The sequence below is a fragment of the Corynebacterium sp. 122RC1 genome (genome assembly GCF_024580955.1).
Taxonomy (GTDB): Bacteria; Actinomycetota; Actinomycetes; order Mycobacteriales; family Mycobacteriaceae; genus Corynebacterium; species Corynebacterium kozikiae.
In genome coordinates, this window is record NZ_JANIKD010000009.1 from 20,083 (window position 1) to 45,947 (window position 25,865).

Genomic DNA, 25,865 nt, shown 5'->3' on the forward strand with positions numbered 1-25,865 from the left:
AATTGTAAAGGTTTAACTTCTGGGGCTCGTAATCCTGCGTTTCGCGGGTGAACGTGGGGGATGGAAAAACTGGAAGTGCCCTTGGGAAATGCCGCATACTTCTTTGCAGTGTGGGCGAGGTCTCCCCACTAGCAAAAGTGATAACAAAACATTCCTGATTGGGTGCATAGCAGGCAAAAATGGGGCATAAAATTTGCCATGCGCTGCAATATTCCACACAGTGGAATGTATGGAAGAAAATATGACAAATCCACAAAGCGGGGTTGGGCGTGCCCCGCAAGAAGGGGCTATGCCAACGCAAACGCCTACCGCTCCCACTACTCCCGCAGCTCACGAGGCTTCCGAGGTTCAGGAGGCTCAAGCAACGGCCACGCAAGAGCTGGCCACGATGCTGGACGCAGACTTCAGTTCCATCGACGCCTCGGCGCAAGAAGATGAAACGGTTGCGCTCGCTGCCGATAGTGAGGACAGCAAGATCGACTGGACCATTACCGGCATCGCCGGTGTGCTCATCGCAGCGGTTGTGCTGTGGGGTCTGCTCGGCTCGGAGAGCTTTGCGGCCTTTGCCTCCCGCGCACTGGAGATCGTGGTGAACAACTTTGGTTGGGCGTTCATCCTGTTCACCACCGTGTTTGTGGTGTTCGTGGTTGCGATTGCGGCCTCGAAGTTTGGCACCATCAAACTGGGTGCGATTAATGAGGAGCCTGAGTTTTCCACGGTGAGCTGGATTGCCATGATGTTCGCCGCCGGCATGGGCATTGGTTTGATGTTCTACGGTGCGTCGGAGCCGCTGGCCTTCTACCGGGATGGTGTTCCTGGCCGTAACCCCAACGAGGTGGGCACATCTATGGCCACCGCGATGTTCCACTGGACGCTGCACCCGTGGGCCATCTATGCGATCGTCGGTTTGGCAATCGCCTACTCCACCTACCGCATCGGGCGTAAGCAATTGCTTTCCAGCGCCTTTGTGCCGCTGATTGGTGAAAAGGGCGCCGCAGGCCCGCTGGGTAAGTGCATTGACATTCTGGCAATCTTTGCCACGGTGTTTGGTACCGCCTGTTCCCTAGGCCTGGGTGCGCTGCAGATTCAGGCAGGCTTGGAGGCATCCGGGCTGATTGAAAACCCATCAAACTCCGTGGTGATCGGCATCGTCTTGGTGCTCACCCTGGCCTTTATCCTTTCTGCACTGTCTGGCGTGGGCAAGGGCATTCAGTACCTTTCCAACACGAACATGGTGTTTGCCGCGCTGCTGGCAATCTTTGTGTTCATCGTTGGGCCAACCATCTCCATCCTGAACCTCATCCCAGGTTCAATTGGTAACTACTTGGACCAATTCACGATGATGATCGGGCGTACCGCTGAGTCCGCAAACGGCACCGCCGGCGATTGGCTGAGCTCCTGGTCCATCTTCTACTGGGCATGGTGGATTTCCTGGTCCCCATTCGTGGGCATGTTCCTGGCACGTATTTCCCGTGGCCGCTCCGTGCGTGAATTCTGTATTGGTGTGCTTCTGGTGCCAGCGGGTGTTTCCACCATTTGGTTCGCAATCTTCGGTGGCACCGCCATCCACCTCGAGCAGCAGGGGCGTTCCATTGCGGCTGATTCCCCTGAGCAGGAACTGTTCAACCTTCTGGGCACCTTCCCCGGTGGTACGGTTGCCGGATTTGTTGCCATGTTGCTGTTGGCTACCTTCTTTATTACCTCCGCGGACTCCGCTTCCACTGTGATGGGATCCATGTCCCAAAACGGCCGCGCCAACGCAACGCCTTGGCTCTCTGCCATCTGGGGTGCGCTGACCGCCGCGGTTGGGCTTACGCTGCTGCTCACCAACGAGGACGCCCTCTCCAACCTCCAAAACGTCACTATTGTTGCGGCTTCGCCATTCCTGGTGGTGCTCATCGCCTTGATGTTCGCCATCGTGAAGGACCTGCGCAATGACGTCATTTACCTGGAATACCGCGAGGCTCAAGCGTTCCAGCGCAAGCTCGCCCGCGAGCGCCGCCTCCTGCGCGAGCACCAGGAGATCGAGGAAGCAAAGCGCCGCCTGCGCCTGCGTCCCCGCGCATAGCAGCCCTGCATCCCTGGAGCGTTGGCCGCGTCGAAAGTTGCGTTGATGATTGCGCCGATCTTCGCGGCAACAATCCAGAAATATCGTTTCGGCCTGCAGTTCGTTAAAGTAGTGGCCATGTCTAAGTCTGTACTTGTTAGCGTTGCATGGCCCTACGCCAATGGTCCCCGCCACATCGGTCACGTGGCGGGTTTTGGTGTTCCTTCGGACGTTTTCGCACGATTCCAGCGAATGCGCGGCGCCAATGTGCTGATGGTTTCCGGTACAGATGAGCACGGAACGCCGCTGCTGGTGCAGGCGGATAAGGAAGGCGTGACCGTCAAGGAGCTCGCGGACCGCTACAACCGGCAGATTGTGCAGGACCTCGCTGGCCTTGGCCTTTCCTATGACCTGTTTACCCGCACCACCACCCGTAATCACTACGCGGTGGTGCAGGAACTGTTCCGCGGGCTGTATGAAAACGGCTACATGATCAAGCAGACCACCATGGGAGCGATCTCCCCGTCCACCGGCCGCACCCTCCCGGACCGCTACATTGAGGGCACCTGCCCCATCTGTGGCGCGCCGGGAGCCCGCGGTGACCAGTGCGATAACTGTGGCAACCAGCTTGACCCCGCAGACCTCATTGATCCGGTTTCCAAGATTAATGGTGAAACGCCACAGTTCGTGGAAACCGAGCACTTCCTGCTGGACTTGCCCGCGCTGGCGGATGCGCTCGCTGACTGGTTGAAGGCGCGCCAGGATTGGCGCCCCAATGTGCTGAAGTTCTCGCTGAACCTGCTGGAGGACCTGCGTCCACGCGCGATGAGCCGTGACATCGACTGGGGCATCCCGATTCCAGTGGAGGGGTGGGAGGAGAACCCGTCCAAGAAGCTGTACGTGTGGTTCGACGCCGTGGTGGGCTACCTCTCTGCCTCCATCGAATGGGCGTACCGCAACGGCACTCCGGATGCCTGGAAAGAGTTTTGGCAAAACCCTGAGGCGCGCTCGTACTACTTCATGGGGAAAGACAACATTACGTTTCACTCCCAGATTTGGCCCGCTGAGCTGCTGGGTTACGCAGGCAAGGGTGCAAAGGGTGGGGAAGTAAAGGCCCTCGGTGAGCTGAACCTGCCCACTGAGGTGGTGTCTTCAGAGTTCCTCACCATGTCCGGTTCCAAGTTCTCCTCCTCTAAGGGCGTGGTGATTTACGTCAAGGACTTCCTCAAGGAGTTCGGCCCGGACCCATTGCGCTATTTCATCGCGGTGGCTGGCCCGGAGAACAATGACACCGACTTCACCTGGGACGAGTTCGTTCGCCGCGTGAACAACGAGCTGGCAAACGGCTGGGGCAACCTGGTGAATCGCACGGTGTCCATGGCACACAAGAACTTTGGCGAGGTTCCCACCCCAGGCGAGTTGCAGGAGGCAGACCAGAAGCTGCTGGACCTCGCGGAGGAGGCCTTCGCTGTGGTTGCAGAGGCGCTGGAGCATTCTAAGTTCAAGCAGGGTATTTCCCACGCCATGCATGTGGTGGGTGAGGCCAATGCCTACATTGCGGAGCAGGAACCCTGGAAGCTCGCGAAAGTTGAGGCTCAGCGCGAGCGCTTGGCCACCGTCCTGTGGACTGCGCTGCAGGTGATCAGTGACATCAACGTGCTGCTCACCCCATACTTGCCGCACATTGCACAAAATGTCCATGAGACGTTAGGCCGCCAGGGCGTATGGGCTGCAAAGCCTCAGGTTGTTGAGGTCAGCGACGACATGCCGGTTGAGCCAGTGGGCGTTGGCGTGCCTGAGCTGGGGCAGCAGTACCCGGTAATCATGGGTGACTACCAGGAGCAGCAGGCCAAGTGGCAGCGCATCGCGGTGGAGCCGGGCGTGCCGCTTGAGAAGCCGGCACCGCTGATTGCAAAGCTGGATCCCGAGCTCGGCGAGACCGGCCCTGAGTGGGCTCCGGTGCAGGCCTAGCAGGCATTGGGTACAGGTTCATGAGCAAGAAGAAGCCACGTCCGCAGCCCGCCCCGTATCACCGGGAGATTCCCGGGCTTATCGACGCGCACACGCACCTCACGAGCTGCAAGGATCCCAGCGAGGACCTGTTGGCACGGGCGAGCGCTGCTGGGGTGCGGTGGGTGTGCACGGTGGGCGACGGCTTGGCGGAGGCACAAGCGGCACTCGCTTTGGCACACAAGCACGAGCAGGTGTTCGCCGCCTGTGCGATTCACCCCACCAAGGCGCATCAGCTCGATGAGCAGGCACGCGGGGAGTTGCAGCGGCTTGCCGCCGATCCCCGATGCGTGGCAGTGGGGGAGACAGGGCTGGATACGTACTGGATCACCCACGACCCAGAGCACACGGCTGACTTGGACACTCAAATTGAGGCGTTACGTTGGCACGCCGAGCTGGCAAACACCGTGGCCAAGCCGCTGATGATTCACAACCGCGAGGCCGACGCGCAACTCATGGAGGTGCTCGGAGAGCTGGATATGCAGGTTCCCGTAATGCTGCACTGCTTCTCCTCCGAATTGGATGTGGCTCAGGAGGCCATTGCCAGGGGTTACATCTTGAGCTTCGCGGGAAACGTGACATTCCGCCGGAACGAGCACCTGCGCGAGGCGGCGCGGATCGCCCCAATTGAGCAGGTGTTTATTGAAACGGATGCGCCGTACATGACCCCAGAACCCTTCCGGGGTGCCCGCAACGAACCCGCGCTGATCGGCCACACCGCGGTGTGCATCGCGGATGTTCGCGACATGCCGGTGGATGATTTTGCCGAGCAAATGGAGCGCAACTTCCGCCGGATCTACCAGATCGAGGGGTAAGGGTCCCGCGCGGCAGGAGCGAGGTGCCAAGTGATGTGCCTTGATTTCGGGCAGATCGACAATAAGCTTCCACCCTTGGCACCGAACCCAGGTAACAAATCCGTAACTAATGTTACCTGTGTGACTCAAGTGGCTAATGCTGTGACCTGCGCAAAAGATTCTCGACTTTTCCCCGCCGTTACCGTATTGTGATTTTTTGATTCCGTTAAAGTTTCCCTTTGACGGCAAGCAAAACGAGTTAGGAAAACGTTTCTTCACATGGGTAAGCGCAGCATCAACCGGATTAACCGTGACCACAGGGCCCGCAACAAGGCCGTCAAGGTAGCCACCGGCGGTTTGGTAGCTTCCCTGGCAGTAGGCGGCGTTGCTGCGGCGCAGTTCAAAAAGGACGTTGTTTTGGACGTCAATGGTGAGCCGGTGAACATGGTGACCCTGGCCTCCACTGTCCAAGGCGCGCTAGACCAAGCTGGTATCCAGGTGGGCCCCAACGATGTGGTGTACCCCGCTCCCTCGGAGAAGCTCAGCAAGAATGAGCAGGTGACCATCCGCACCGCCAAGCAGGTTGCCGTGGTCATCGACGGCAGCACGAAGCAAATCACCACCAACGCCACCACCGTGGAAGAGCTCGTCTCCGAGCTTGGCAATCGCTTCACCCCCACCAGCGCCAGCGGTGAAGAGCGCATCCCCGAAGAAGGTATGCAGCTTTCCGTGGTCGCGCCAAAGATTATTTCCATTACCGACGGCACCAATACGGTATTCACCGAAGTCTCCGCCCAAACCGTGGAGGACGTGCTCACCCAGCGCGGCATCCAGGTGGACGCCGATGACGTGGTGATCCCCGCACCGGAAACCCCAGTGACCCGCATGATGCAAATCAAGGTGGATCGCGTGGACGTGGAGCAATTCAAGGTTACGGAGCCATTTGAACCCGAGCCGATCTTTGAGGATGACCCAACCCTGACCCAGGGTGAAGAGCAGGTGGTAGTGCCAGCCGTGCCAGGTGAGCGTGAGGTAGAGCGCAAGATTACCCGCGTGAATGGCCTGGAAGTTGCCAACGAGGTGGTCTCTGAAACCATTCTTCGCGAGGCAACCCCCGCAACCATCAAGCGCGGCACCAAACCAGCTTCCACCGCACCAAGCGTGGCCGACGGCTCCGTTTGGGATGCCCTCGCACAGTGCGAGGCAACCGGCAACTGGTCCATCAACACCGGCAATGGATTCTCCGGTGGCCTGCAGTTCACCCCTTCCACCTGGCTGGCCTACGGCGGCGGCGAGTACGCCCCAGAGGCTTGGATGGCCACCCGTGAAGAGCAAATCGCCGTGGCAACCAAGGTGCAGCAGGGCCAAGGTTGGGGCGCATGGCCGGCATGTACCGCAAAGTTGGGCCTGCGGTAAAAGGGAATAAGTCACTTTTTGGGGGACTGGGACCAGCGCAGTGCGTGCGCTGGTCCTCTTGCGCTGCGCGTGGTGAAACTAGTTGTTAGTATCTGTGCCCACTAGCAAAGAAGCAAAGAAGCACTGAGCAGATGATGGCCGCGATCGGGAGTGGGTGCGGCAAACACATCTGCCAACAATCGCATCCCTTCGCGATTCCCATCGCTGCCCTTGCTGCCCCTCACCCAAGGAGTTTTGATGAGCAACCAGTACGGTGACAGCCAGTACGGTGACAACCAGTATCCGAACCAACCCATGCCGCCGAATGCGTACTCAACGAGCGACTACGAACAGCATGAGGGCCTGACCAGCCCAAGCAGCATGGCCTCCTCGTACCCACCAGGTGGGCAACCTCACTCCACCGAGAGCTACAACATCTTGTCAATCGTTGCGCTCGTGGTGGCTTTCTTCATCCCACCGGCCGCGATTGTCACAGGCCACATTGCACTAAGCAAAATCAAGAAGAGCGGCGAGAAGGGCCGTGGAATGGCGCTTGCCGGCACCATCTTGGGATATGTGTTCACCATTTTGACTGTTCTCATGATCGTTGCGGCAATAGCCCTAGGAGCCTTCACCACAAACGAGGCCGCAGAGGAGGCTCCCGCCAATGCCTTCAGTTCCGGGGTGCAGGAACTCCCTGACGAGGAACTTACAGGCGATGAGGTTCTAGGTGCAGGCGACGCCGCAGTGCCGATTGAGACGGATAACGGCATCGTGGTTCCGATTCCGGTTCCGGTGGCTGTGGCCAACGAGCGCAATTGTCAGGCGCTCTATGGCTATATGCGTGACGTTGAAGCCGGGATGGTGGCCCATGAGGGGGAGGAGTACCCCATCTTCGCTGCCCAAGAGGGGGCTGCCCGCAACTACGCTGCCGCCACTGAGGATCCGGCGGTGGCGGAGCTGGCGCTCTCCATCGCAGACCTACTGGCAGCGAATGACATTTCCACGCAGTACATTGAGCGTGACAATGCCCTCTACCAGTACAACCAGGCGATGATCACCGCCTGCGCCGAGATTGGCTTGTCCTAGGCGGACCTGTACTGAGCACTTGGCTGGCGCCACTGGCCTCCATCTCGATGGGTCTCAAACGCTTGGACTTTGAGGTCCTAGCCACGTAGGAGTGGGTGGTAGATTGTGTGTTCATGGAAACACATGTGGCGCTGCTGGGTCCGCAGGAAATTCGCACCCTGGCCGAGGCCTTGGAGGTTCAACCCACCAAGAAGCTCGGCCAAAACTTTGTGCATGACCCAAACACGGTCCGCATGATTGTTGCGGCTGCAGAGATCACCGAGGAAGACCACGTCATTGAGGTGGGCCCCGGATTGGGGTCGCTCACCCTGGCGCTGTTGGACACAGCTCATCAAGTCACCGCAGTGGAGATTGATCCCCGCCTTGCCGCACAACTGCCCATCACGGTCGCACAGCGCGCGGCGCAGGTGGCTGATCGCCTCACCATCATTGAGCGTGACGCTCTGAAGATCCAGGAGCAGGACATTCACCAGCCCACGGCATTGGTGGCCAACTTGCCCTACAACGTGTCCGTGCCGGTGCTCCTGCACTTGCTGCGGATTTTCCCCTCGATCCGGCGGGTGCTCGTGATGGTGCAGGCTGAGGTGGCGGATCGTTTGGCGGCCACCCCCGGCAGCAAGATCTACGGCGTACCAAGCGTGAAGGCCGCGTTTTATGGTTCGGTGCGCCGCGCCGGATCCATTGGGAAAAATGTGTTTTGGCCTGCGCCAAAGATTGAGTCGGGCTTGGTGCGGATTGATTGTTTTGCCCCTGGGGAAAGCCCCTGGCCGGTTACTGAGGAACTTCGCGCGCAAGTGTTCCCGATTGTGGATGCGGCCTTTGCACAACGTCGGAAAACGTTGCGCTCGGCGCTGAAACCCCTGGTGGGCGCGGAAGTCTTGGAGGCTGCGGGAGTGGATCCAAGTCGGCGCGGTGAGACGCTTGGGGTGGAGGAGTACATTCGCATCGCCCTAGCTCAGCAGGCGGTGGAAGGCGGCGGCGATGCCTAGGCAGCAAACGCAGTCCACCGCGGTGCAAGACAGCATCGTGGCCGTCGCGCATGCGAAAGTGAACTTGCATCTTGGGGTGGGGCCGTTGCGTGAAGATGGCTACCACGACCTGGTCACGGTATTCCAGGCGCTTTCGCTTTCCGACGAGCTCACGTTGCGCCCCCTGCAAGGTCACGCGGCTCGCGGGGAGTTTGTGCAGCGCCTGGAAATTACCTCCAGCGATCCCCGTATGAGCATCGGCGTGCCAGCGGATCACACGAACCTCGCCTGGAAGGCAGCGGAATCCCTCTACGCCTGGCACCTAGACCAAGGCGGAGCGCAGTTGCCTCCGGTGGAGCTTGAACTGCACAAAGGTATTCCCACCGCCGGTGGCATGGCCGGGGGCAGTGCCGACGCCGCCGCCGCCCTGCGGGCGGTGAGCGCCTACCTGCCTGGCGACGTCGATACGCCCACCCTCCTTGCCCTCGCCGCCGAGCTGGGCTCGGATGTGCCATTTACCCTGCTCGGTGAGACGTGCCTGGGCACGGGCCGTGGGGAGAACCTGGTGCCGATGATGTCTCGTGGCACCTATCACTGGGCATTGGCTTTTGCAGAGGAGGGGCTTTCCACGCCGCGGGTGTTTGCAAAGTTGGATACGCTGCAGCGCACCCCGCGCTTGGACACCCAGGCCCTGGCTACAGCGCTGATCAGCGGTGATCCGCGGGAGGTGGCAAAGTACCTTCACAACGACCTCCAAGCTGCAGCGCTTTCGATCCGCCCGGCGCTGCGCAAGACCCTGGAAGTGGGCGTGGCTGCGGGTGCGTTGAAGGGCATCGTCTCGGGTTCGGGGCCAACGTGCGCGTTTTTGTGTGAGAGCGAGGCCCAGGCGCGTGAAGTGGTAGCGGAATTGCAATTGTTTGGGCGCGCGGCCTACGCATCTGGCCCGGACCTCGGCGCGTATGTGAAAGGGATGTGACCCTCGTGGCGAACTTGATCAATCTGGAAACGGTGAGCAAGTCTTTTGGCCTGAAAACCCTGCTCGACAACGTGAGTTTGGGCATTCAGACCGGGGATCGAATCGGCGTGGTTGGACTCAACGGTGGAGGCAAAACCACGCTGCTGGAGGTGCTCACGGGCATCGAGCCGCCAGACTCCGGCCGAGTGAGCCACAACTCGGCGCTGCGTATGGCGGTGGTGACGCAGCGCGCGGAGCTGGATCCGGAGGCGAGCATTGCCGACGTTGTCATTGCACCACTTGGCCTGCAAACCTACGAATGGGCCTCCAACGCGAAAGTGCGGGAGGTGCTCGCGGGGATCGGCGTGGACGCGCTGGGTTTGGATACCTTGGTGGGACAGCTTTCCGGTGGTGAGCGCCGCCGCGTGAACCTGGCGGCCGCGCTGGTGCAGGACTTGGACCTGGTGGTGCTGGACGAGCCCACCAACCACCTGGATGTTGAGGGCGTGCAGTGGCTTGCCCAGCACCTGCTTTCGCGAAACATCGCGGTAGTGGTAGTTACGCACGACCGCTGGTTTTTGGATACCGTGGCAACCCGCACTTGGGAGGTTCACGACGGGCAGGTGGACACCTACGAGGGTGGCTACAACGATTGGATTTTTGCCCGCGCCGAGCGCTCCCGCCAAGCTGACGCGATGGAGCAGCGCAGGCAAAACCTCGCGCGCAAAGAATTGGCATGGTTGCGCAGGGGAGCGCCGGCGCGTACCTCCAAGCCTCGCTACCGCATTGAAGCTGCAGAGGCGCTGATCGCCAACGTGCCTGCCCCGCGTGACACGGTGGAGCTCATGGCGTTTGCCAAGCAGCGCCAAGGCAAAGTTGTGGTGGAGCTGGAGGATGCGCGCATTGAAACGCCGGCTCCGGAATCACGGGTACTGGTGAATGACCTCACCTGGCGCCTCGCACCAGGTGAACGCATTGGTGTGGTGGGGGTGAACGGCTCAGGGAAAACTACCTTGTTGCGTGCCCTCGCCGGGGCCCATCCGCTGAGCGCCGGGCGCCGCATTGAAGGCAAAACGGTGCGTTTGGGCTGGTTGCGCCAGGAATTGGATGACCTGGATCCGAATCTTCGGCTGTTGGATGCCGTGGAGGAAGTGGCCAGCTACGTGCACTTTGGCAAGAAGGAGCTTTCCGCTTCCCAACTTGCAGAGCGCCTTGGCTTTTCCGCGAAGCGTCAGCGTACCCCGGTGGGTGACCTCTCCGGTGGCGAGCGCCGCCGCCTCCAGCTCACCAGGGTGCTCATGAGTGAGCCCAACCTCCTGCTGCTGGATGAGCCCACCAACGATCTGGACATTGATACGCTCCAAGAGCTGGAATCATTGCTGGATTCCTGGCCGGGCACCCTGGTAGTGATCTCCCACGACCGCTACCTCATTGAGCGTATCGCCGACTCCACCTGGGCCCTGTTCGGAGACGGCGCCCTGACCAACCTGCCCGGCGGTATTGAGGAGTACCTGCGCCGAAGAGAACAAATTGCAGGCGCGGTGAAGGGGCAAGGGGATCCGCGAGGTGTAGGCGCCGCTGTGGGTGCCACGGCGCCTGCTGCTGACTCGCAATCACAGCAGGCCCAGCCGGGACAGCAGGTCCAGCCGGAAACGGCGGGAAATGCGGGAGCCGCTAGCGCGCTGAGCAACCAGGAGATCCGGGAACTTAACAAGAAGATGGCCGCGGTGGAACGCAAGATGGCCAAACTTGACCCGCAGATTGATGCGTTGCATGAAAAGATGGCTGCTGCAGCAGCCGCCATGGAGACCGATGCGTTGGTGGAGCTTGACGCCCAGCTCAAAGCACTCCGACAGGAGCGCGAAGCCCTTGAAATGGAGTGGATGGAACTGGGCGAGCAGCTTGAGGCCTAAGCGCTGGTGCCTGGAAGCCCAGCCTGAGCGCTAGGTCAGTTGCACCGTGGTGACGCAGGTTGGGTCATCAGCGCTCGTGCCCAGGGGAACCGTGGCGGTTTTCGCGCCCTCCGGGGTGTCCCCAGCAAGGGTGATGCTGAGCTCGCCCTGCAGGTCCCGCGGCAGCCACAGGCCCACAAAGCCGTTGTCAAAGGTGGTGGTGGCTTGTTCAATCACCACGTTCCCGGCGCTGTCCGTGACCTTTACATCAACGTCCCTATTGCCCAGCTCACCTTTGCAGGTGGTGAGGCTGTGGTAGAAGCAGTCGTGAGTCTTGTCCAAGTATGGGGCGATGCTTACATAGAACTCGTCCTCGGGCATCGTCAGGGTCACCGTTTCACCGGAGGTATCACTGAGCTCTAGTACCTCCGGCTTGATGGACGCGCGAAGATCCGTCGGGCGATCGTCGAGCGCCTGGGCGTCCAGAAGCGTGATGATCTCGCGGCTATCCAACCCAGCGAGTTGATGCTCGGCGAGCCACTGCACACCCGGGGCTTCGCTGACCGCGGCGGCTGCTTCTGCGGAGGAAGCGGCGGAGGCGGAGGAAGATGAGGTTTCGTTGTCCGGTGTGCAAGCACTCAGCGCGAGCGCACCAACGAGCACAGCCGCGGCTGCCTGGGCGGGTATGCGATGCAAAGCCATGGAAAATCCTTCAGAAGGGGTGACTACAGGTAAGAAATAAGAAAGAAACGTTCAGTGCCACTGTAAAATTGCCGACGCCGCGCCGTCTATGTGCTCTGGGTCATCGCCAAACCCACACTCGCCCCGAAAATCCCGCCTGAACTGTGTGTTTTCGCCACGGTTGCATATTGCCGCCCGTGTGTCAGTGTGAGAATTCTCCACTTCACGCCCTCCGATCCACGCATATAAATCAGGTGGCGTACCGACGCGCCCAGCACTCACACAACGCAAGGCAACTCCTTAGCGCGGCTAAGGCTGCAGGAGGCTGCGGAACGTGGGAGAATGGCCAAACATGGCTTCGCAGGGGATCGGGCCAGTAAACGGGCCCTGCGTGTAATGAACTTGAGGAAGTAATGGATTCACCACAACAATTCCACGTTGACCTCGGTGGCATGGTCTCTCTGCTTTCCCGCAACCTCTATTCGGGGCCCCGGGTGTTTGTGCGGGAGTTGCTGCAAAATGGCATCGATGCCATCACTGCGCGCCGGGAGGAAGACCCCGATTGCCCCGCGCAGATCAACATTGAGCTTCTCTCCACTCACCCGAGCGGTGTGCTGGATCTCGTTCGCTTCAGTGATACCGGCAAGGGAATCACCTTGGAGGAATCAAGGGAGCTGCTGGCCACCATTGGTGCGAGCTCCAAGCGTGACGAGTTCGGTTTTCATCGCAGTGACTACCTGGGCCAGTTTGGTATTGGACTGCTGAGCGCGCTTATGGTGTCACCCTCCATCGTGGTGTACTCCCGCAGCATTGACGCCCTGGACCAGCCAATCCGGTGGGAGGGCAATTCCAATGGCACCTGGACCACCCGCCCGGTGCAGCCTCATGAATTGCCGGAAGCGCTGCAAACTGGCCCCGGCACTACGGTAGAGCTGCGTCGAACGGACTTTGACTTTGGCCGCATCCCCGGCTTGGTGGATTACTACGGGCGCTACTTGCCAGCGGAAATCGTGATCAATGGCGAGCCTTTGGAAAGCGAGCAGCCCCCGTGGCTGCAAGACGAGGAAGGCCAACAGCGGTGGTGTGAGCAGCACTTCGGTTTCACACCCTTTGCCTGTGTGCCGCTCAATGACATCCTCTCCGGCGCTCGCGGCGTGGCGTACATTATTCCTTCTGGCGCACACCCTGGCCAGCATGTGAAGCACACGGTGTACTTGCATGGAATGATGCTGGGGGACCGGATCAGTGATCTGCTCCCTGAGTGGGCGTATTTTGCCCGCGTGGTGGTGGACGTGGAACACCTGCGCCCCACGGCGTCCCGGGAGGCGCTTGCCAACGATGAAGCCCTTGCAGAGACCAGGGAGTCCTTCGGCTCGCAGGTCCGCCAGTGGCTGCAATCCTTGGCCGAGCTGGACCCGCACCAATTCGCGGAGTTCGTGTCCCTGCACTTGGCTGGGTTGAAATCCCTTGCGTTGGTGGATGAGCAAACCCGCAGGCTCGTTGCCCGCACCGTGCCCGTACCCACCACGTTGGGGCCAATGACATTGGATGAAGTAATCGGGCTGAAAAACGGCATCCGGTTCACCCGAACAACCAAGGCATTTGAGGCCATCGCCGCGGTGGCTCAGGCGCGTGAGGTGTTGGTGGTAAATGCCGGCTACGCCTTTGATGAGGAAATCCTGGACCTCCTGCGCCTGGACTACCCGGATATCCTCATCGAGGAGCTCAGCGCAACCAGCCTGTTGGACGATCTGGAACTGCCAACCCACACCCAAAGGATTCACCTTATGCCGGTGGTGCATGCCAGCGAGCAAGCCTTGGAGGGCGAGGATGTAGAGGTGGTGCTGCGTCGGTTTTCACCGGAAGACTTGCCCGCGGTGTACCTCCCGCAGCCGGACAGTGCGGGGCGCCGCATTGAGCAGCGAGTTCGGGAGGAAGATGAACAGATCGATGCCCTGATGAGCCTCCTGGAATCCCGCCCCCAGAAACGGACCGGGTCCGGGAATGGAAACCAGCCGCCGAACTCACTTGGCGCGGAGGCTGAAATGCCGCAGCTGGTATTGAATGCGGATAGCCCGGTGATCGCGCAGCTCGCGGACTTGCAGCGAGTCAGTAGTAGAAACACGCCCGGCAATCGTCTGGATGCAGACTCCACCGGGCAAGAACTGCTCGTGGCAGGCATCAGAGCGCTCTATGTGCAGGCATTGATCTCCGCGCACCAAGAACTCGGGCCGAAGGCCCGGAGGTGGTCGGTGAGCCTGCTCAGCACGCTCATTGCCCATGCGCTCTAAAACACAACAACCCGCAAAACAGGCACCCAACCCACACCCCCAAGGATCACACAGTTGAGCATGGAACACAGCAGTAACAATTCTTTCTTGGATGAGCTCATCGAACGCGCGGAGATGGTTCCCTACAGCAAGGCTGCTTCACAGTTGTGGTCACAAGCTGTGGTCACCGCAGATGAACTGCTGGATTCGGGTGTGGATGTTGCTGAAGAGCTGCTGTATTGCCTCATCCAACTGCAGTATTCCTACTACAGCAGCGGGGATGCTACCAGGGTTGTGGCACCCTTCTTGCGCACGCAAAAACTCTACGAGACCCGCCCTGATCTGTTCCATGAGGAACGCCTTGAAGGATTGGCCTGGGGGTATCGCTACGCCTTCAGCGCCCTGTTGGCAGTACCGGAAGTGCCAGTAAACCAGTTGCGCGACCTGCTGGACCAAGCCCATGCGCTGTATAAGCAGATCGGTGATTCGCGCCGCGCACTTTTCCAGTTGGAGTACACCCTGGCGGAAGCAATCGGGGATGAGCAAGCCGCCGAGGAAGCACACGGCAACTGGCTCAACGCCGAGCACACCCCAATTTCCAATTGCCCCGCGTGCGACCCGGAAGTTGCCGCCAGCTACCACTTTGATCGCGGGGAATGGGAACACGGGATCGCCGTTGCGGAGCAGGCGCTGGCAACGGATGAGATGACTTGTTCCGCGCAGCCGCACTCACTGTTTACCCACCTCATCGAGCCTTATGCGATGACAGGACAGTTCGACAAAGCCTGGAACGCCCACGTGCAGTCCTACCGCGCAATCAAGAATGACCCCGCGATGCTCGGCGCACTCGCCGTTCACATTCGGGTGCTCGCGGAGCTTGGGGCGGTTGGCATGCCTGGGTGCACGGAGCGATCCGTGGAGCTGTTCTGCACCCACCTCCCGTGGTGGATTAATGCGAGCGAGCCGCGCGAGCTGCTGGGCCTGGCCAGCGCTGGTGCGGTGGCGCTCGGCCACCTGCCTACCGAACGTGGCGGGGAGGTGCTGAACGTGGTCTTGCCAGGTGAGCAGCTTCCTTGGCAGCAGGCACCAACGCTGCACAGCCCAACGGTGCAGCAGGCGAAACAGTGGTGCGCTGACCTGGCATTCACACTCGCGCGGCGTTTCGACGCCCGCCCGGGCATCCTCCAACCCCGCGCCGTCGCCCGCCTTGAGCGCAATCTCCAGGCATCTGGCCAGGGATTGCCGCAGCCCACTGCCGCGTCCTTGGATCGCTCGGGGCTCAAAGCAACAGTGTTGGCGGGTTTCACGGAGCTTGAGGAGCTGCCCTCCCTCAAAGACGTGGTGGAAGACCCGTGGCGCCAGCAACTCACCGTGGAGCAGTTGTTGGAAGAACACAAGCGTATTGGTTTTCCATTGAACAGTTACGCCCTGCGCTTGGAACACCTGGGTGTTCCCGCACCCTATGTGGAGGTCCAGGATTACCCAGATGGCTTGGACATGCTCAAGGCGCACTTGTTGCTGCGCAGCGATCATCTTGATGCAGCGTACAACCAGGCTATGGCGGTGATGCTTCGGGAGAGCGCACTCACCTCGGGCGATCCGATTGGCCTGCGGATCAGTGGCTTAATGGTGCTCACCAACGTCCACTTTGAAAAGGAGGAATATCTTCAAGGTCTTTGGATGGTCCAGCAGACGATGAATCTTGCCGCTGATGCCGGCCTCGGCCCCTACGCGCTGAACACCGCCCGTGGGGTTCTTGGAGTGCTGATGGCAATGGAGCGGTGGGACGCAGCCTGTGCGTTGGCGGAAAACGCACGCATGATCGCAGGTGAGCATCGCTTCAACGCAGACGGTTGCGTAGTTGCGCAGATCTACGCCGACGCACTGGGCAATCTCGGGCAGGCGCAGCAGGCGGCAGCGGTGCTGGAGGAGTTCCTGGCATATGGCGATTTGGCAGACGGCGAGGACGGCGCTATCGAACTGGAAATGAGCAGCCAGCTCGCGAACTACCTCGGGGAGTCAGGGCAGTTGGACCGCGCGCTGGAAGTTGTTGATCAGGTGATCAAGCAGGCAGATGCCTTATCCGAGGCTGCCACCATCGCCACTGATGCCGCTACCATTGAGCCCGCCGCCATGCTCGCGATGCGCCTCAGATTGCGCCACCAAAAGATGGGACTGTTACTCGCGGCCCTGCCTCCGCAGCACATTGAATTGCATGAGCAGCTCCACGGGTTGATCAACGAGCGTGTGGAGCTGGTGGAACAAGCCAACGTGGAGGAGAAGCAGGACATCATTGCGTCCTTCCTCATGGAAGCACTGGAACTCTTTGCCTCACTGGACCGCGTGGACCTAGCCCGTCAGACCATGCAGCGCCTTATTAGCGCGCGGGATGCGGCGGGGGATCGGGCGCTTGCGGCGTCGGAAATTGCCCAAGTCCTGGAGCAGCTTCCGGACCCCCAAGAGCTCGCGAGGGTGGCAATACGCCTGGTGGGTGAGGATCAAGGGGAGGAGCTTGATTGGCTGCGGGCGCTCGCGGCAGGGAATAACTAGCTGCGGGCGGGCAGATTTTCGCCTACGTTGGAAACCATGATTTTGATTAACGTGCGCTACCAAGTCCGCCCCGAATACCAAGAGACGTTCCTTGAAGAAACGGCGTGGTTCACCGAGGCCACCCGTGCTGAGGAAGGCAACATCTTCTTCGATTGGTACCGCAGCCCAGACAACCCCGGTGAGTTCCTGCTCATCGAGGCATTCCAGGATGATGCTGCTGAGGCTCACGTCAATTCCGCGCACTTCAAGCGCGCCCAGGAGGAGCTGCCTAAGTACTTTGAGCGCACCCCAGACGTGATCAACACCCTCATTCCGGAGAAGACGGAGTGGGATAAGCTCGTGGAATTTGAGGTGAAGTAGCAGTGGCAAAACCAAAGAAGCTGGCCAAAGAGGCCTATGAGAAAGAGCTCAAGCGCCTGCAGGCTGAGCTCGTGGAGATGCAGCAGTGGGTGGTGGAAACCGGCGCCCGCGTGGTGATCGTGATGGAGGGCCGCGACGCCGCCGGCAAGGGCTCCGCCATCAAGCGCATCACCCAATACCTCAACCCGCGCACCTGCCGTATTGAGGCGCTGCCCGCACCGAACTCCCGAGAGCAGGGCCAATGGTACTTCCAGCGCTACATTGAGCGCCTGCCAACCGCCGGTGAGATCGTGATCTTTGACCGTTCCTGGTACAACCGTGCGGGCGTGGAGCGAGTGATGGGCTTCTGCACCTCTGCCGAGTACCGCCGCTTCCTGCACCAGGCACCAATCTTTGAGCGAATGCTTGTGGAAGACGGCATCATCCTGCGCAAATACTGGTTCTCTGTGTCCGATGAGGAGCAGATTGCCCGCTTCAAGTCCCGCCGCAATGACCCCCTGCGCCGCTGGAAGCTTTCTCCGATGGATCTGCAGTCCATCACCCGTTGGGAGGATTACTCCCGGGCGAAGGATGAAATGTTCATCCACACGGATATCCCTTCCGCGCCGTGGTACACCGTGGAATCAGAGGATAAGAAGCGTTCCCGTATTAACGTGATCAGCCACCTGCTTTCCACCATTCCTTATGAGCACATTGAGCGCGAGCTGCCGGAGATCCCGGAGCGCCCCGAGTCCAACAATGACTACGAGCGCCCGCCGCGCGAAGACTTCCGCTACGTGCCCGATGTTGCGGCGCAGTTGGAAGTGGAAGACAAAAAGAAGGCGAAAAAGTCAGGGAAGGGCAAGAAGGCGAAAAAGTCTGGCAAGTAGGCTGAGGGCTTGAGGGGAGCGTTCCGACGCCCCCACGCCGCACCTCTAAAGGCCCCAGTGCCCCCAAGATTGTGGGGTGCTGGGGTTTTAGTTGAGGAGTTCTTCAAGGACCGTGAGCACGCCATGCTCGGTGTTTGGTGGGGCGATGCGAGTGGCCACCTCTTTGATTTTGGGGTGCCCGTTTTCCATTGCCACCGCGGTCCCCGCGGCCTGCAGAAGCTCGAGGTCGTTGAGGAAGTCCCCGAAGGCGATGGTGCGTTCCATGGGGATGTCCAGTGCCTGTGCGAGTAGGCGCAAACCCACGCCCTTGTTGGCTTCCGGTGCCATGAGGTCAATCCAGTGTGCGCCGGAAATCACCAGGCTGAGGTCCGGCGCCACGCCGCGCAGCAGGGGAGCGGCCACGGTTTCCGCATCGGGGAAAGAAAACACGGCAAGTTTAATCACCTGGTCATTGACGTGCTCGTGCAGGTCCTCCACCCGCTCGAGGCGGTGGTAGTACTTGATGCCCTCTTTCAGGAATGCATTGTCGGTGCGGCTCACAAAGGCTCCGTCGGCCCGGCAGAGCACCACGCCCCAGTCCAAGTCAGAGTTCTCGATGGTTTCGATCACCGCGTGGGCGTCCTTGGGGGCAAGGGTGGTGGTGGAGACGATCTCGCCTTCGTGGTACACCACGGTGCCGTTTTCCGCGATCACGCTGATCTGGTTGCCCGCAACTCGATCAAACTGGTCCAGCAGGGTGTAAAGCTGGCGCCCACTCGCCGGGGCGAAAGCCCACCCCTGCGCATGGAGGCGGTCCAGCAGCGGCCAGAAGTCATCTGGGATTTGGTGATTGCCATCCAAGAGGGTGCCATCCATGTCCGTTGCAATCAGGCCGGAGTAAGTGCCGCGGCGGGGCGCAGAAGTTGGGGTGGGGGTGGGGATACTCATGCCAAATTAGTCTTTCAGGTTACTCAAGAGGATTCATCTGTGCTGCACCCATTGTGCCAGTTCGGGTGGACAGCCTGTGCCCGGAGTTCTGTGCGTGTGAACAAGGGGGTAGTTGTGCCCCTCACATTCACATTTCTATGGTGATCCGGGCCACCTAGAGTGTGTGCTGGTGGTAAGAATGAGGGCATGGCTCACAAACATGCAGATCACAAAGATTCCCCGGTGCGCGCCTATGTGCTCAACTCCACGGGCGTGCTGGAACTTAACCGCCCCAAGGCGTTGAACTCGCTGAATCACGAGATGGTGGACATCATCGACCAAGCCTTAAGCGAGTGGGAAACCGATGATGCAATCCACCGCGTGGTGATTTACACGGAGTCCAACAAAGGCTTCTGCGCTGGCGGGGATGTTCGCGAAGCTCGCGAGCACATCCTGGCAGGTGAGGAAGAGCGCGCTGATGCGTACTTTGTGGAGGAGTACGCCATGAACAACCGCATTGCCACCTTCCCCAAGCCCTATGTGGCGTTGATTGACGGGGTGGTGATGGGCGGCGGCCTTGGGGTGTCCGTGCATGGTTCCCACCGTGTGATCAGCGAGCGTGCCTTCGGAGCAATGCCGGAAATGGCGATCGGCTACATCCCAGACGTGGGCGTGCCCTTTGTGCTGCAGCGGGTGGGGCAGGCGTCCCTTGCGCTCGCGAACTTTGTGGTGCTCACCGGCTGGCGCCTGAGCGCCGCTGATTTGCTGTGGACGGGCATCGCCACCGACGTGGTGCATTCCGAGCACATGCAGTTGTTCCGGGAGATGCTCATTGCGGAGGACATCGATGACGCCCTGGAGCGCTACGGCACGGAACTGGAGGAGGAAAGCGAGCTGGCCAAGTGGGCGGAGGACATCGAGGCCACCTTTGCCGGCCCCAGCTTTGCCGAAATCGAGCAAGCGGTTGCCCAGCATCCCAATGAGAAGTTCCGCGAGCTCGTAGCCCAGCACTTCGCAGCAGCCTCCCCGAGCGCGTTGGTGGCTGCGGCCGAACTCATGGCTGCCAGCGCGAAATGCACCACGGTCCGCCAAGAATTGGACCTTGAGATCACCTTGGGTGAGTACGTCCGCCGCCTGCCGGACTTTGTTGAAGGCGTGCGCGCGGTGCTGGTGGACAAAGACCGCCAGCCCAACTTCCCACCATCGGTAGATGTCGCCGAGGTTCGCGCAGCGCTTCGGCAGTAATCTTCAGCGATCGCCTAGGCGCTGCTCCCCGGGATACTTGCGCCTGCTTCGACGCCACCGCCGCGAGACTGCATGTAGAAGCGCCACGCCCGGGCTGCGTCGATACCTTCTGGCACCGGCGTGCGTTCTACCGCCTGCATCACCTCCGGGGTGAGTGGCGGAAGCTGGAGGCTTGGGGAGCGCAGCAGGAAGGTGCCTTGGTGTTCCCCGATGGGTCCGCTCCAGAGAATCCAGGCTTGAAGGATGGACTGTGCGGCGCTGACCGCGAGGGGGCTTATTTGCGGCGTGGTGAACTCTTTGAGTCCGTGCTCGAGGGCGAAGTCGAGCGCCCCGCGCGCGAGCTTTGCTGCCGGGAACTGGGAAAAGCCGGGGTGGAACCAGGACCAGGTTCCGTCCACGGCGAGCAGCAATGCCTGCAGTTCGTGATCGCCCACTCGGACCATGCTGTGGGTGAGGCTGACATCGTTCACGCCTTGCTGCCAATCCTGCGCCCCAAAGGTGGCCTCGGCGAACAGCTTGTGCTCGTGGGCAAGGTAGAAGGCGTCCGACGCCACCTCCGCAGTGGTGATCGCAGAGACAATCTGCTGCGTTTGCAGGTTGACCGTAGTGATGGTGCCCTTCTGATCACGCAGGTGAAACAGGTGTGCGGAATCAGCTATTTGGTGAGTGGCCTGTTCTGGCGTTGCCTCGATTGCGCCCCCATTTGCACCCTTGTTGAGGTGTCCCTTGGCCACCGTGAGGCCGCGGGCGGCGGCATAGGAGGTGAGCGCACGTTCCAGATCCAAGTCCTTGGGTAGCTGGCCCAGGCCCAGAGTGATTGCCGCGCGAGGGGCGAGCGCGAGGGCATCACCGACCATCACCACTACGTCAAATGCTTCCTGTTCTGTGCCTTCTCGAGCGCCTTCTTGTGTGGAATCAGTGATGGGTACCTGGAATACGGGACCGTTACCATGCAGCGTGCGCGCGGCGGCTACCAGATCAGGGTGGAAGGGGTGCGTGCCGCTGAGTTCCGGGATATTCCAGGTTTGGTTGTTGTGCGCCCATGTCCAAGAGTTGCGCGTGCAGTGGGCAACCACGACGCCACGGAAGCCAACGGGGCCCGCGGCGCTGTCGGCAATAATCTCGTAGTTGGGGGTGCCACCTACGGGGTTGAATCGCACGTTTTCAATTTGACCCAGGTTGTGTTGGAACGCCCAGGACTTCTCAATTTGGTGGAAAAAGCCGTCGGTGACAACATCCTTGAGCTGGGTAGGGTCTGAAACATCCACAGGGTGCTCACTTTCGCAGTGCAGGGTCCGAATTGCAGGGTCCGAATGTGGGCCGCGTACAGGGGCCAGTACCAGCGTAGTAGCTCTTGGCTCCTTTGTTGCTCAGGCCGGCGGACAGTGCGATGACCGTCGGTAGGAAGTGAGGAAGCTTGACCGGGGGGTTCTGTGGGGTGGCGGGTGAGGAGCTGAGTGATAAGGTCTTTACGGAGGGCGCAACAACGGGAATGCCGGTGCAAATCCGGCAGCGGGCCCCGCCACTGTCACCACCAAATACGCAGGTGACCTCACTGCTTTCGGGCGGGAAGGGGAAACCACTAAGGATTTGCGGGTGGAAGCCAGGAGACCGGTTGCGCCCCCAAATGGTATAGCGCAAGCCCACGGGGATCTGGGCTTATACGGAAAGAAGTTTGTCACTTATGCATATTGCAGAAGGGTTCCTCCCCGTCACTCACTGCGTGGCGTGGGCAGCGGTAGCAACGCCGTTTGTGGCGCACGGCGCCGTGGCCGTGAAAAAGCAGCTCAAGGAGCAGCCGGAAACCAAACTGCTGCTCGCCGCAGCCGGCGCGTTTAGCTTTGTGCTCTCCGCAATCAAAATCCCCTCCGTCACTGGATCTTCCTCACATCCAACGGGAACGGCGCTGGGAGCAGTGCTGTTCAAACCACCGGTCATGGCTCTCTTGGGCACCTTGGTGTTGTTCTTCCAAGCGCTGCTGCTCGCCCACGGAGGCATCACCACCCTGGGTGCCAACGTGGTTGCCATGGCGATTGTGGGCCCGTGGGTGGCTTACGGCGTGTGGCGGGCAAGCCGCGGCGCTGGGGCGAGCATGGACCTAGCGGTGTTTCTTGCGGCGCTATTGGGCAACCTTGCCACCTACGTTGTCACCGCCACCCAGTTGGCACTGGCGCACCATGCGCAGGGTCTGGTGCAGGCGTGGCTCACGTTCATGGGGCTGTACGCGCCCACCCAGGTTCCTATCGCGGTGATTGAAGCGATTGTCACGGTGCTCATTGTTCGTGCACTGAGCAAGATTGCCGTACCTGAGTTGCAACGCCTCGGTTTCCTACCCGAGCCAGCGCAGCCGGTGGCACAGAAGGTGGGGATCTAGGCCATGGCAGAAACGCTCAAGCACACAAAGGGCGGCTCAAACCCAGGCGAAAAAGGCTCCAAGGGCAGCTCCTTGCTGCTCGCCGGAATCGCCATCGTGGTGGCCGCATTCCCCATGTTCATTAACCTTGGTAACCGCGACGCTGAAGAACCCTTCGCAGGCACTGATGCCGCAGCCGAAGGCCTGGTGGAGGAAGTCAATCCGGAATACGATCCGTGGTTTGACCCCCTCATCGGGGAACTCCCCGGCGAGGTAGAGTCCGGGCTGTTTGCCCTCCAGGCGGCGCTCGGTGCGAGCGTGCTGGGCTACGCCATCGGCGTGTACCGCGGGCGCACCAAAGAGCAGGAGCGTACTCAGGAATAACATCCTGGCCCCTCGAAAAACACCCCAGCCACCACAAGTCTTTTTGAGTAAATGAACCAGCTTGAATTCGCCGCTCTGCACAGCCGTTGGGCCTCGCGCCCCGCGGCGGAGAAGGCGCTCCTGCTGCTGGGGGTGCTGGTGTTGGTGGTGGCGCTCCCTTTCGGCTACGCCTGGTTGCTGATCGCTGGGGTGCTCATCGCAACCGTGATCGCCGCGCGGCCGCCGCTGAAATTGCTGCTCGCGCTGGTAGCAGCGCCCATCGCTTTCCTGGTGGTGGGCGTGCTCCCACTGGTGGTGGCGATCACCGGCGATGGCCTGGTGCTCATCGACGGCGGTGTCCGCAACGCCGCAACACTGCTTCTGCGCAGCTTGTTGGCCACGTGGGCCACTGTGCTCTACGCGCTCACCACGCCGCTGCCGCAGACAATCGCCCTGCTGCAACGCCTTCACGTCCCAGGGTTCATCATCGAGCTCATGGTCTCCATGTATCGCATGGTGGCGCTGCTCGTGGCCACCGCACGCAGCGTCTTCTTGGCCCAGCAGGCCCGGTTGGGGTATTCGAGTAGGCGCCGCTGGGTGGCGTCGGCAGCTTCTTTGGGGGCGAGCCTGTTTGTTACCTCCTTTGCCCGGGCCCGCCGCCTCGCCGAGGGCCTGGAGCTGCGCGCGGACCCCCAAGCAACGCTTGCGGCCGGTGGTGAGCTCGGCGCGCGTGGGCGGGCGGGATTCCTGTGCGCGACGTTCGCGTTGTTAGTGTGTATCGCAGGTATTGGTGCGAGCCAGGAAGGCATGTTGTGGTGAGGTCGTTGCTCGGGTGTATAGACGTGCACTTTTCTCGCGGTGAGCAGCACATTCTGCGCGGCGTCACCCTCAACATCGCCGCAGGTGAGCGTATCTGTTTGCTGGGCAGAAATGGCGCGGGCAAGTCCAGTCTCATGCGGATTCTGGCGGGGTCTTGGCGTGCCGACGCCGGCCAGGTGCTCATCAACGGCGCGCCCGTTGCGGCGTCGCGCAAGGCACGCAATCAGGTGCGCGCGTTTGTGCAAATGGTGTTGCAGGAGCCAGACGACCAGCTCTTTGCCACCTCAGTGGCCGCAGACGTAGCTTACGGACCTACCAACATGGGGTTGGATGCTGCGCAAGTGCAGGAGCGGGTCGAGGAGGTACTCGCGAGCTTGGGCATCGCCGATCTTGCTGACGCTGTGCCACACCAACTTTCTTTTGGCCAGCGCAAACGCGTGGCCCTCGCCGGCGCGCTTGCGATGCGCCCGAGTGTGCTCCTCCTTGATGAACCCACTGCCGGACTGGACCCTGAGGGCACCAGCGCCCTGATTGAGACCCTGGAAAACCTGGGCACTGCGCTGCTGTTTTCCACCCATGACGTCAACGCCGCCTGGCGCCTAGCCACCCGCTTTGTGGTGCTCCACGATGGTGAGCTGCATTCCGGCGGGGTGGAAATGATCACTGACCACGCATTCATGAAGGCCGCCGGTCTGGAGGTGCCGTGGGCACCTACCGTCTCGGCGGCCTTGGGGCGTGAGGTCAAGCAGCCTTCTGAATTGCTTTAGATTTCCGCGCTTGGGGTGCGCTTTGGCAGCACCTTCGGCCGAGCCCCGGCGATTTCCTCCACGATGCGGATCACCTGGTTGGAGTAGCCAAACTCGTTGTCGTACCACACGTAGAGCACGAGGTGGTTGTTGCCGTTGGCGATGGTTGCCAGGCCGTCCACAATGCCCGCGTGGGTGGTGCCCACAAAGTCCGTGGAAACCACCTCCGGGGAGTGGATGTACGCGATTTGCTGGCGCAGATCGGAGTGCAGCGCCACCTTGTCCATCAGCTCATTGACCTGATCCCTGGTCACGTCTTGGTTAAGGGTGAGGTTGAGCACCGCCATGGAGACGTCGGGAGTGGGCACCCGGATGGCGTTGCCGGTGAGCTTGCCTTCGAGCTCCGGCAGTGCCTTGGCCACGGCCTTTGCGGCGCCGGTTTCCGTGAGCACCATGTTCAACCCGGCGGCGCGGCCACGGCGCTCGCCCTTGTGGAAGTTGTCAATGAGGTTTTGGTCATTGGTGAAGGAGTGCACCGTTTCCACGTGACCGTTGATCACGCCGTAGTGGTCATTGAGCACCTTCAACACTGGGGTGATGGCGTTGGTGGTGCAGGAGGCGGCGGTGATGATGGTGTGCTCATCGGTGATCGCCTCGTGGTTGATGCCGTACACCACGTTCAGCAGGTCGCCCTTGCCCGGTGCAGTGAGTAGGACACGGGACACGCCCTTGGATTGCAGGTGCTGGGAGAGGCCTTCGCGGTCGCGCCAGCGGCCGGTGTTGTCCACCACGATGGCGTTGTTGATGCCGTACTCGGTGTAGTCCACACTGGCGGGATCGTTGGAGTAGATCACCTGGATCTTGGTGCCGTTTGCCCAGATCACATTGTTTTCTTCATCCACGGTGATGGTGCCGTTGAACGCGCCGTGGACGGAATCGCGGCGCAGTAGGGAAGCGCGCTTGACCAGGTCTTTGTCACCGTTCTTACGCACAACGACGGCGCGCAGTTTCACCCCACCGTAGGCTGCTTCGCGGGCAATCAGGATGCGGGCGAGCAGGCGGCCAATGCGGCCAAAACCGTAGAGCACTACGTCCTTGGATTCCAAGGTGTTCTCGGTGCCGATCACTTCCTGCAGCTCGCCGGTGAGGAACTCCTTGAGCCCGGCGGGGTCGTTGAGGTCACCGCCGCGCTCCTCATGTGCCACCGCGAGGCGTCCGATGTCAATGGAGGCGGTGCCCAAGTCCAGCTCGGTGAGCGCCTGGAGCACTGGGAGCGTCTGGGCGGGAGTGAGCTCAGAGTGGGTTGCCAAACGGGAGTAGCGGTGGGCCTTGACGATGTCAATGTCCGTCACATCAATCAACAGCCGGCCAAACACGGACACCACCACATTGTTGTTGCGGTGGAGCTTGCCGATCAGCGGAAGCATTTGTTGTGCTGCTTCGATTTTCTCGTTCCAGTCTTTGGCCATGGGAGACGTTCTTTCCTTCGGTTTGCGGTTGAAAATCTGCTGTAAAAGATCGTGGGTTTTTGGTCTTGGGTCTTAGGTTTTGGG

At 60.8% G+C, this 25,865-nt stretch carries 21 protein-coding genes and 1 riboswitch; of the genes, 17 read left to right on the forward strand and 4 right to left on the reverse strand.

Annotated elements, in window-relative coordinates; translation table 11 throughout:
* The first annotated feature begins 229 nt into the window (after positions 1 to 229).
* The 8 genes from NQ050_RS05860 (at position 230) to NQ050_RS05895 (ending at position 11,171) form a co-directional block, all read left to right on the forward strand.
* On the forward strand, positions 230 to 2,068 hold the full coding sequence (locus tag NQ050_RS05860; RefSeq protein ID WP_373456419.1) for a BCCT family transporter: 1,839 nt from the start codon (positions 230 to 232) through the stop codon (positions 2,066 to 2,068).
* A gap of 117 nt (positions 2,069 to 2,185) precedes the next feature.
* Positions 2,186 to 4,018 (forward strand): methionine--tRNA ligase, encoded by a 1,833-nt coding sequence (gene metG / locus NQ050_RS05865; protein ID WP_257038361.1) that lies wholly within the window; start codon positions 2,186 to 2,188, stop codon positions 4,016 to 4,018.
* A 20-nt stretch (positions 4,019 to 4,038) separates the two neighbouring features.
* The gene (locus NQ050_RS05870) at positions 4,039 to 4,872 is read left to right on the forward strand and encodes a TatD family hydrolase (protein WP_257038362.1); all 834 of its coding nucleotides are present in this window, start codon (positions 4,039 to 4,041) and stop codon (positions 4,870 to 4,872) included.
* A 258-nt stretch (positions 4,873 to 5,130) separates the two neighbouring features.
* Positions 5,131 to 6,267: a resuscitation-promoting factor gene (locus tag NQ050_RS05875; RefSeq protein ID WP_257038363.1), complete on the forward strand. Its 1,137-nt coding sequence runs from the start codon at positions 5,131 to 5,133 to the stop codon at positions 6,265 to 6,267.
* Between the two features lie 237 nt (positions 6,268 to 6,504).
* Positions 6,505 to 7,335 (forward strand): DUF4190 domain-containing protein, encoded by an 831-nt coding sequence (locus NQ050_RS05880; protein WP_257038364.1) that lies wholly within the window; start codon positions 6,505 to 6,507, stop codon positions 7,333 to 7,335.
* Positions 7,336 to 7,448: 113 nt separating this feature from the next.
* Entirely contained in the window at positions 7,449 to 8,324 is an 876-nt protein-coding gene (rsmA, locus tag NQ050_RS05885; protein WP_257038365.1) for a 16S rRNA (adenine(1518)-N(6)/adenine(1519)-N(6))-dimethyltransferase RsmA, read from the forward strand.
* Positions 8,317 to 9,279: a 4-(cytidine 5'-diphospho)-2-C-methyl-D-erythritol kinase gene (locus tag NQ050_RS05890; protein ID WP_257038366.1), complete on the forward strand. Its 963-nt coding sequence runs from the start codon at positions 8,317 to 8,319 to the stop codon at positions 9,277 to 9,279. The genes rsmA and NQ050_RS05890 overlap by 8 nt, the downstream gene beginning before the upstream one ends.
* A gap of 5 nt (positions 9,280 to 9,284) precedes the next feature.
* Entirely contained in the window at positions 9,285 to 11,171 is a 1,887-nt protein-coding gene (locus tag NQ050_RS05895) for an ABC-F family ATP-binding cassette domain-containing protein (RefSeq protein ID WP_257038367.1), read from the forward strand.
* Positions 11,172 to 11,201: 30 nt separating this feature from the next.
* On the opposite strand, the gene NQ050_RS05900 is transcribed toward NQ050_RS05895, so the two are convergent.
* Positions 11,202 to 11,852, reverse strand: a complete 651-nt coding sequence (locus NQ050_RS05900; protein WP_257038368.1) for a CueP family metal-binding protein — start codon at positions 11,850 to 11,852, stop codon at positions 11,202 to 11,204.
* A 392-nt stretch (positions 11,853 to 12,244) separates the two neighbouring features.
* Here NQ050_RS05900 and NQ050_RS05905 point away from each other — a divergent pair, with 392 nt between their 5' ends.
* The 4 genes from NQ050_RS05905 to ppk2 are packed head-to-tail and all read left to right on the forward strand — an operon-like array spanning position 12,245 to position 17,880.
* Positions 12,245 to 14,122 (forward strand): HSP90 family protein, encoded by a 1,878-nt coding sequence (locus tag NQ050_RS05905; RefSeq protein WP_257038369.1) that lies wholly within the window; start codon positions 12,245 to 12,247, stop codon positions 14,120 to 14,122.
* A gap of 60 nt (positions 14,123 to 14,182) precedes the next feature.
* On the forward strand, positions 14,183 to 16,651 hold the full coding sequence (locus tag NQ050_RS05910; RefSeq protein WP_257038370.1) for a hypothetical protein: 2,469 nt from the start codon (positions 14,183 to 14,185) through the stop codon (positions 16,649 to 16,651).
* A gap of 36 nt (positions 16,652 to 16,687) precedes the next feature.
* Entirely contained in the window at positions 16,688 to 17,011 is a 324-nt protein-coding gene (locus NQ050_RS05915; protein ID WP_257038371.1) for a putative quinol monooxygenase, read from the forward strand.
* A gap of 2 nt (positions 17,012 to 17,013) precedes the next feature.
* Complete coding sequence (gene ppk2 / locus NQ050_RS05920) at positions 17,014 to 17,880, forward strand: polyphosphate kinase 2 (RefSeq protein WP_257038372.1); 867 nt, start codon at positions 17,014 to 17,016, stop codon at positions 17,878 to 17,880.
* Between the two features lie 87 nt (positions 17,881 to 17,967).
* Here ppk2 and NQ050_RS05925 read toward each other — a convergent pair whose 3' ends face one another.
* Positions 17,968 to 18,807 carry an HAD family hydrolase gene (locus tag NQ050_RS05925; RefSeq protein ID WP_257038373.1) on the reverse strand — a complete coding sequence of 280 codons (840 nt, stop codon included), beginning with the start codon at positions 18,805 to 18,807 and terminating at the stop codon, positions 17,968 to 17,970.
* Positions 18,808 to 18,993: 186 nt separating this feature from the next.
* Here NQ050_RS05925 and NQ050_RS05930 point away from each other — a divergent pair, with 186 nt between their 5' ends.
* Positions 18,994 to 20,031 (forward strand): 3-hydroxyisobutyryl-CoA hydrolase, encoded by a 1,038-nt coding sequence (locus NQ050_RS05930; protein ID WP_257038374.1) that lies wholly within the window; start codon positions 18,994 to 18,996, stop codon positions 20,029 to 20,031.
* Between the two features lie 14 nt (positions 20,032 to 20,045).
* Here NQ050_RS05930 and NQ050_RS05935 read toward each other — a convergent pair whose 3' ends face one another.
* Positions 20,046 to 21,299, reverse strand: coding sequence for a DUF6882 domain-containing protein (locus NQ050_RS05935; RefSeq protein ID WP_257038375.1), 1,254 nt, complete (start codon positions 21,297 to 21,299; stop codon positions 20,046 to 20,048).
* Positions 21,300 to 21,516: 217 nt separating this feature from the next.
* Positions 21,517 to 21,645: riboswitch (cobalamin riboswitch) on the forward strand.
* 70 nt (positions 21,646 to 21,715) lie between these two features.
* Between NQ050_RS05935 and NQ050_RS05940 the strand changes: the two genes are divergently transcribed.
* From NQ050_RS05940 to NQ050_RS05955, 4 genes are read left to right on the forward strand one after another with little or no spacing between them, the layout of a single operon-like run.
* A complete protein-coding gene (locus tag NQ050_RS05940; protein ID WP_257038376.1) occupies positions 21,716 to 22,405 on the forward strand; it encodes an energy-coupling factor ABC transporter permease in 690 nt (229 codons plus the stop codon).
* A 3-nt stretch (positions 22,406 to 22,408) separates the two neighbouring features.
* Positions 22,409 to 22,768: an energy-coupling factor ABC transporter substrate-binding protein gene (locus NQ050_RS05945; RefSeq protein ID WP_257038377.1), complete on the forward strand. Its 360-nt coding sequence runs from the start codon at positions 22,409 to 22,411 to the stop codon at positions 22,766 to 22,768.
* A gap of 51 nt (positions 22,769 to 22,819) precedes the next feature.
* A complete protein-coding gene (gene cbiQ, locus NQ050_RS05950; protein WP_257038378.1) occupies positions 22,820 to 23,566 on the forward strand; it encodes a cobalt ECF transporter T component CbiQ in 747 nt (248 codons plus the stop codon).
* 23 nt (positions 23,567 to 23,589) lie between these two features.
* A complete protein-coding gene (locus tag NQ050_RS05955) occupies positions 23,590 to 24,333 on the forward strand; it encodes an ABC transporter ATP-binding protein (protein WP_257038379.1) in 744 nt (247 codons plus the stop codon).
* Here NQ050_RS05955 and NQ050_RS05960 read toward each other — a convergent pair.
* Positions 24,330 to 25,781: a glyceraldehyde-3-phosphate dehydrogenase gene (locus NQ050_RS05960; RefSeq protein ID WP_257038380.1), complete on the reverse strand. Its 1,452-nt coding sequence runs from the start codon at positions 25,779 to 25,781 to the stop codon at positions 24,330 to 24,332. The genes NQ050_RS05955 and NQ050_RS05960 overlap by 4 nt on opposite strands.
* Positions 25,782 to 25,865: the final 84 nt, after the last annotated feature.

Coding starts and splice junctions, on each gene's coding strand:
- rsmA (WP_257038365.1), top strand. CDS start 7,449: ATGGAAACACATGTGGCGCTGCTGGGTCCGCAGGAAATTCGCACCCTG.
- NQ050_RS05945 (WP_257038377.1), top strand. CDS start 22,409: ATGGCAGAAACGCTCAAGCACACAAAGGGCGGCTCAAACCCAGGCGAA.
- NQ050_RS05930 (WP_257038374.1), top strand. CDS start 18,994: ATGGCTCACAAACATGCAGATCACAAAGATTCCCCGGTGCGCGCCTAT.
- NQ050_RS05940 (WP_257038376.1), top strand. CDS start 21,716: ATGCATATTGCAGAAGGGTTCCTCCCCGTCACTCACTGCGTGGCGTGG.
- NQ050_RS05925 (WP_257038373.1), bottom strand. CDS start 18,807: ATGAGTATCCCCACCCCCACCCCAACTTCTGCGCCCCGCCGCGGCACT.
- NQ050_RS05870 (WP_257038362.1), top strand. CDS start 4,039: ATGAGCAAGAAGAAGCCACGTCCGCAGCCCGCCCCGTATCACCGGGAG.
- NQ050_RS05915 (WP_257038371.1), top strand. CDS start 16,688: ATGATTTTGATTAACGTGCGCTACCAAGTCCGCCCCGAATACCAAGAG.
- NQ050_RS05910 (WP_257038370.1), top strand. CDS start 14,183: ATGGAACACAGCAGTAACAATTCTTTCTTGGATGAGCTCATCGAACGC.
- NQ050_RS05890 (WP_257038366.1), top strand. CDS start 8,317: ATGCCTAGGCAGCAAACGCAGTCCACCGCGGTGCAAGACAGCATCGTG.
- cbiQ (WP_257038378.1), top strand. CDS start 22,820: ATGAACCAGCTTGAATTCGCCGCTCTGCACAGCCGTTGGGCCTCGCGC.
- metG (WP_257038361.1), top strand. CDS start 2,186: ATGTCTAAGTCTGTACTTGTTAGCGTTGCATGGCCCTACGCCAATGGT.
- NQ050_RS05960 (WP_257038380.1), bottom strand. CDS start 25,781: ATGGCCAAAGACTGGAACGAGAAAATCGAAGCAGCACAACAAATGCTT.
- NQ050_RS05905 (WP_257038369.1), top strand. CDS start 12,245: ATGGATTCACCACAACAATTCCACGTTGACCTCGGTGGCATGGTCTCT.
- NQ050_RS05880 (WP_257038364.1), top strand. CDS start 6,505: ATGAGCAACCAGTACGGTGACAGCCAGTACGGTGACAACCAGTATCCG.
- NQ050_RS05860 (WP_373456419.1), top strand. CDS start 230: ATGGAAGAAAATATGACAAATCCACAAAGCGGGGTTGGGCGTGCCCCG.
- NQ050_RS05900 (WP_257038368.1), bottom strand. CDS start 11,852: ATGGCTTTGCATCGCATACCCGCCCAGGCAGCCGCGGCTGTGCTCGTT.
- NQ050_RS05875 (WP_257038363.1), top strand. CDS start 5,131: ATGGGTAAGCGCAGCATCAACCGGATTAACCGTGACCACAGGGCCCGC.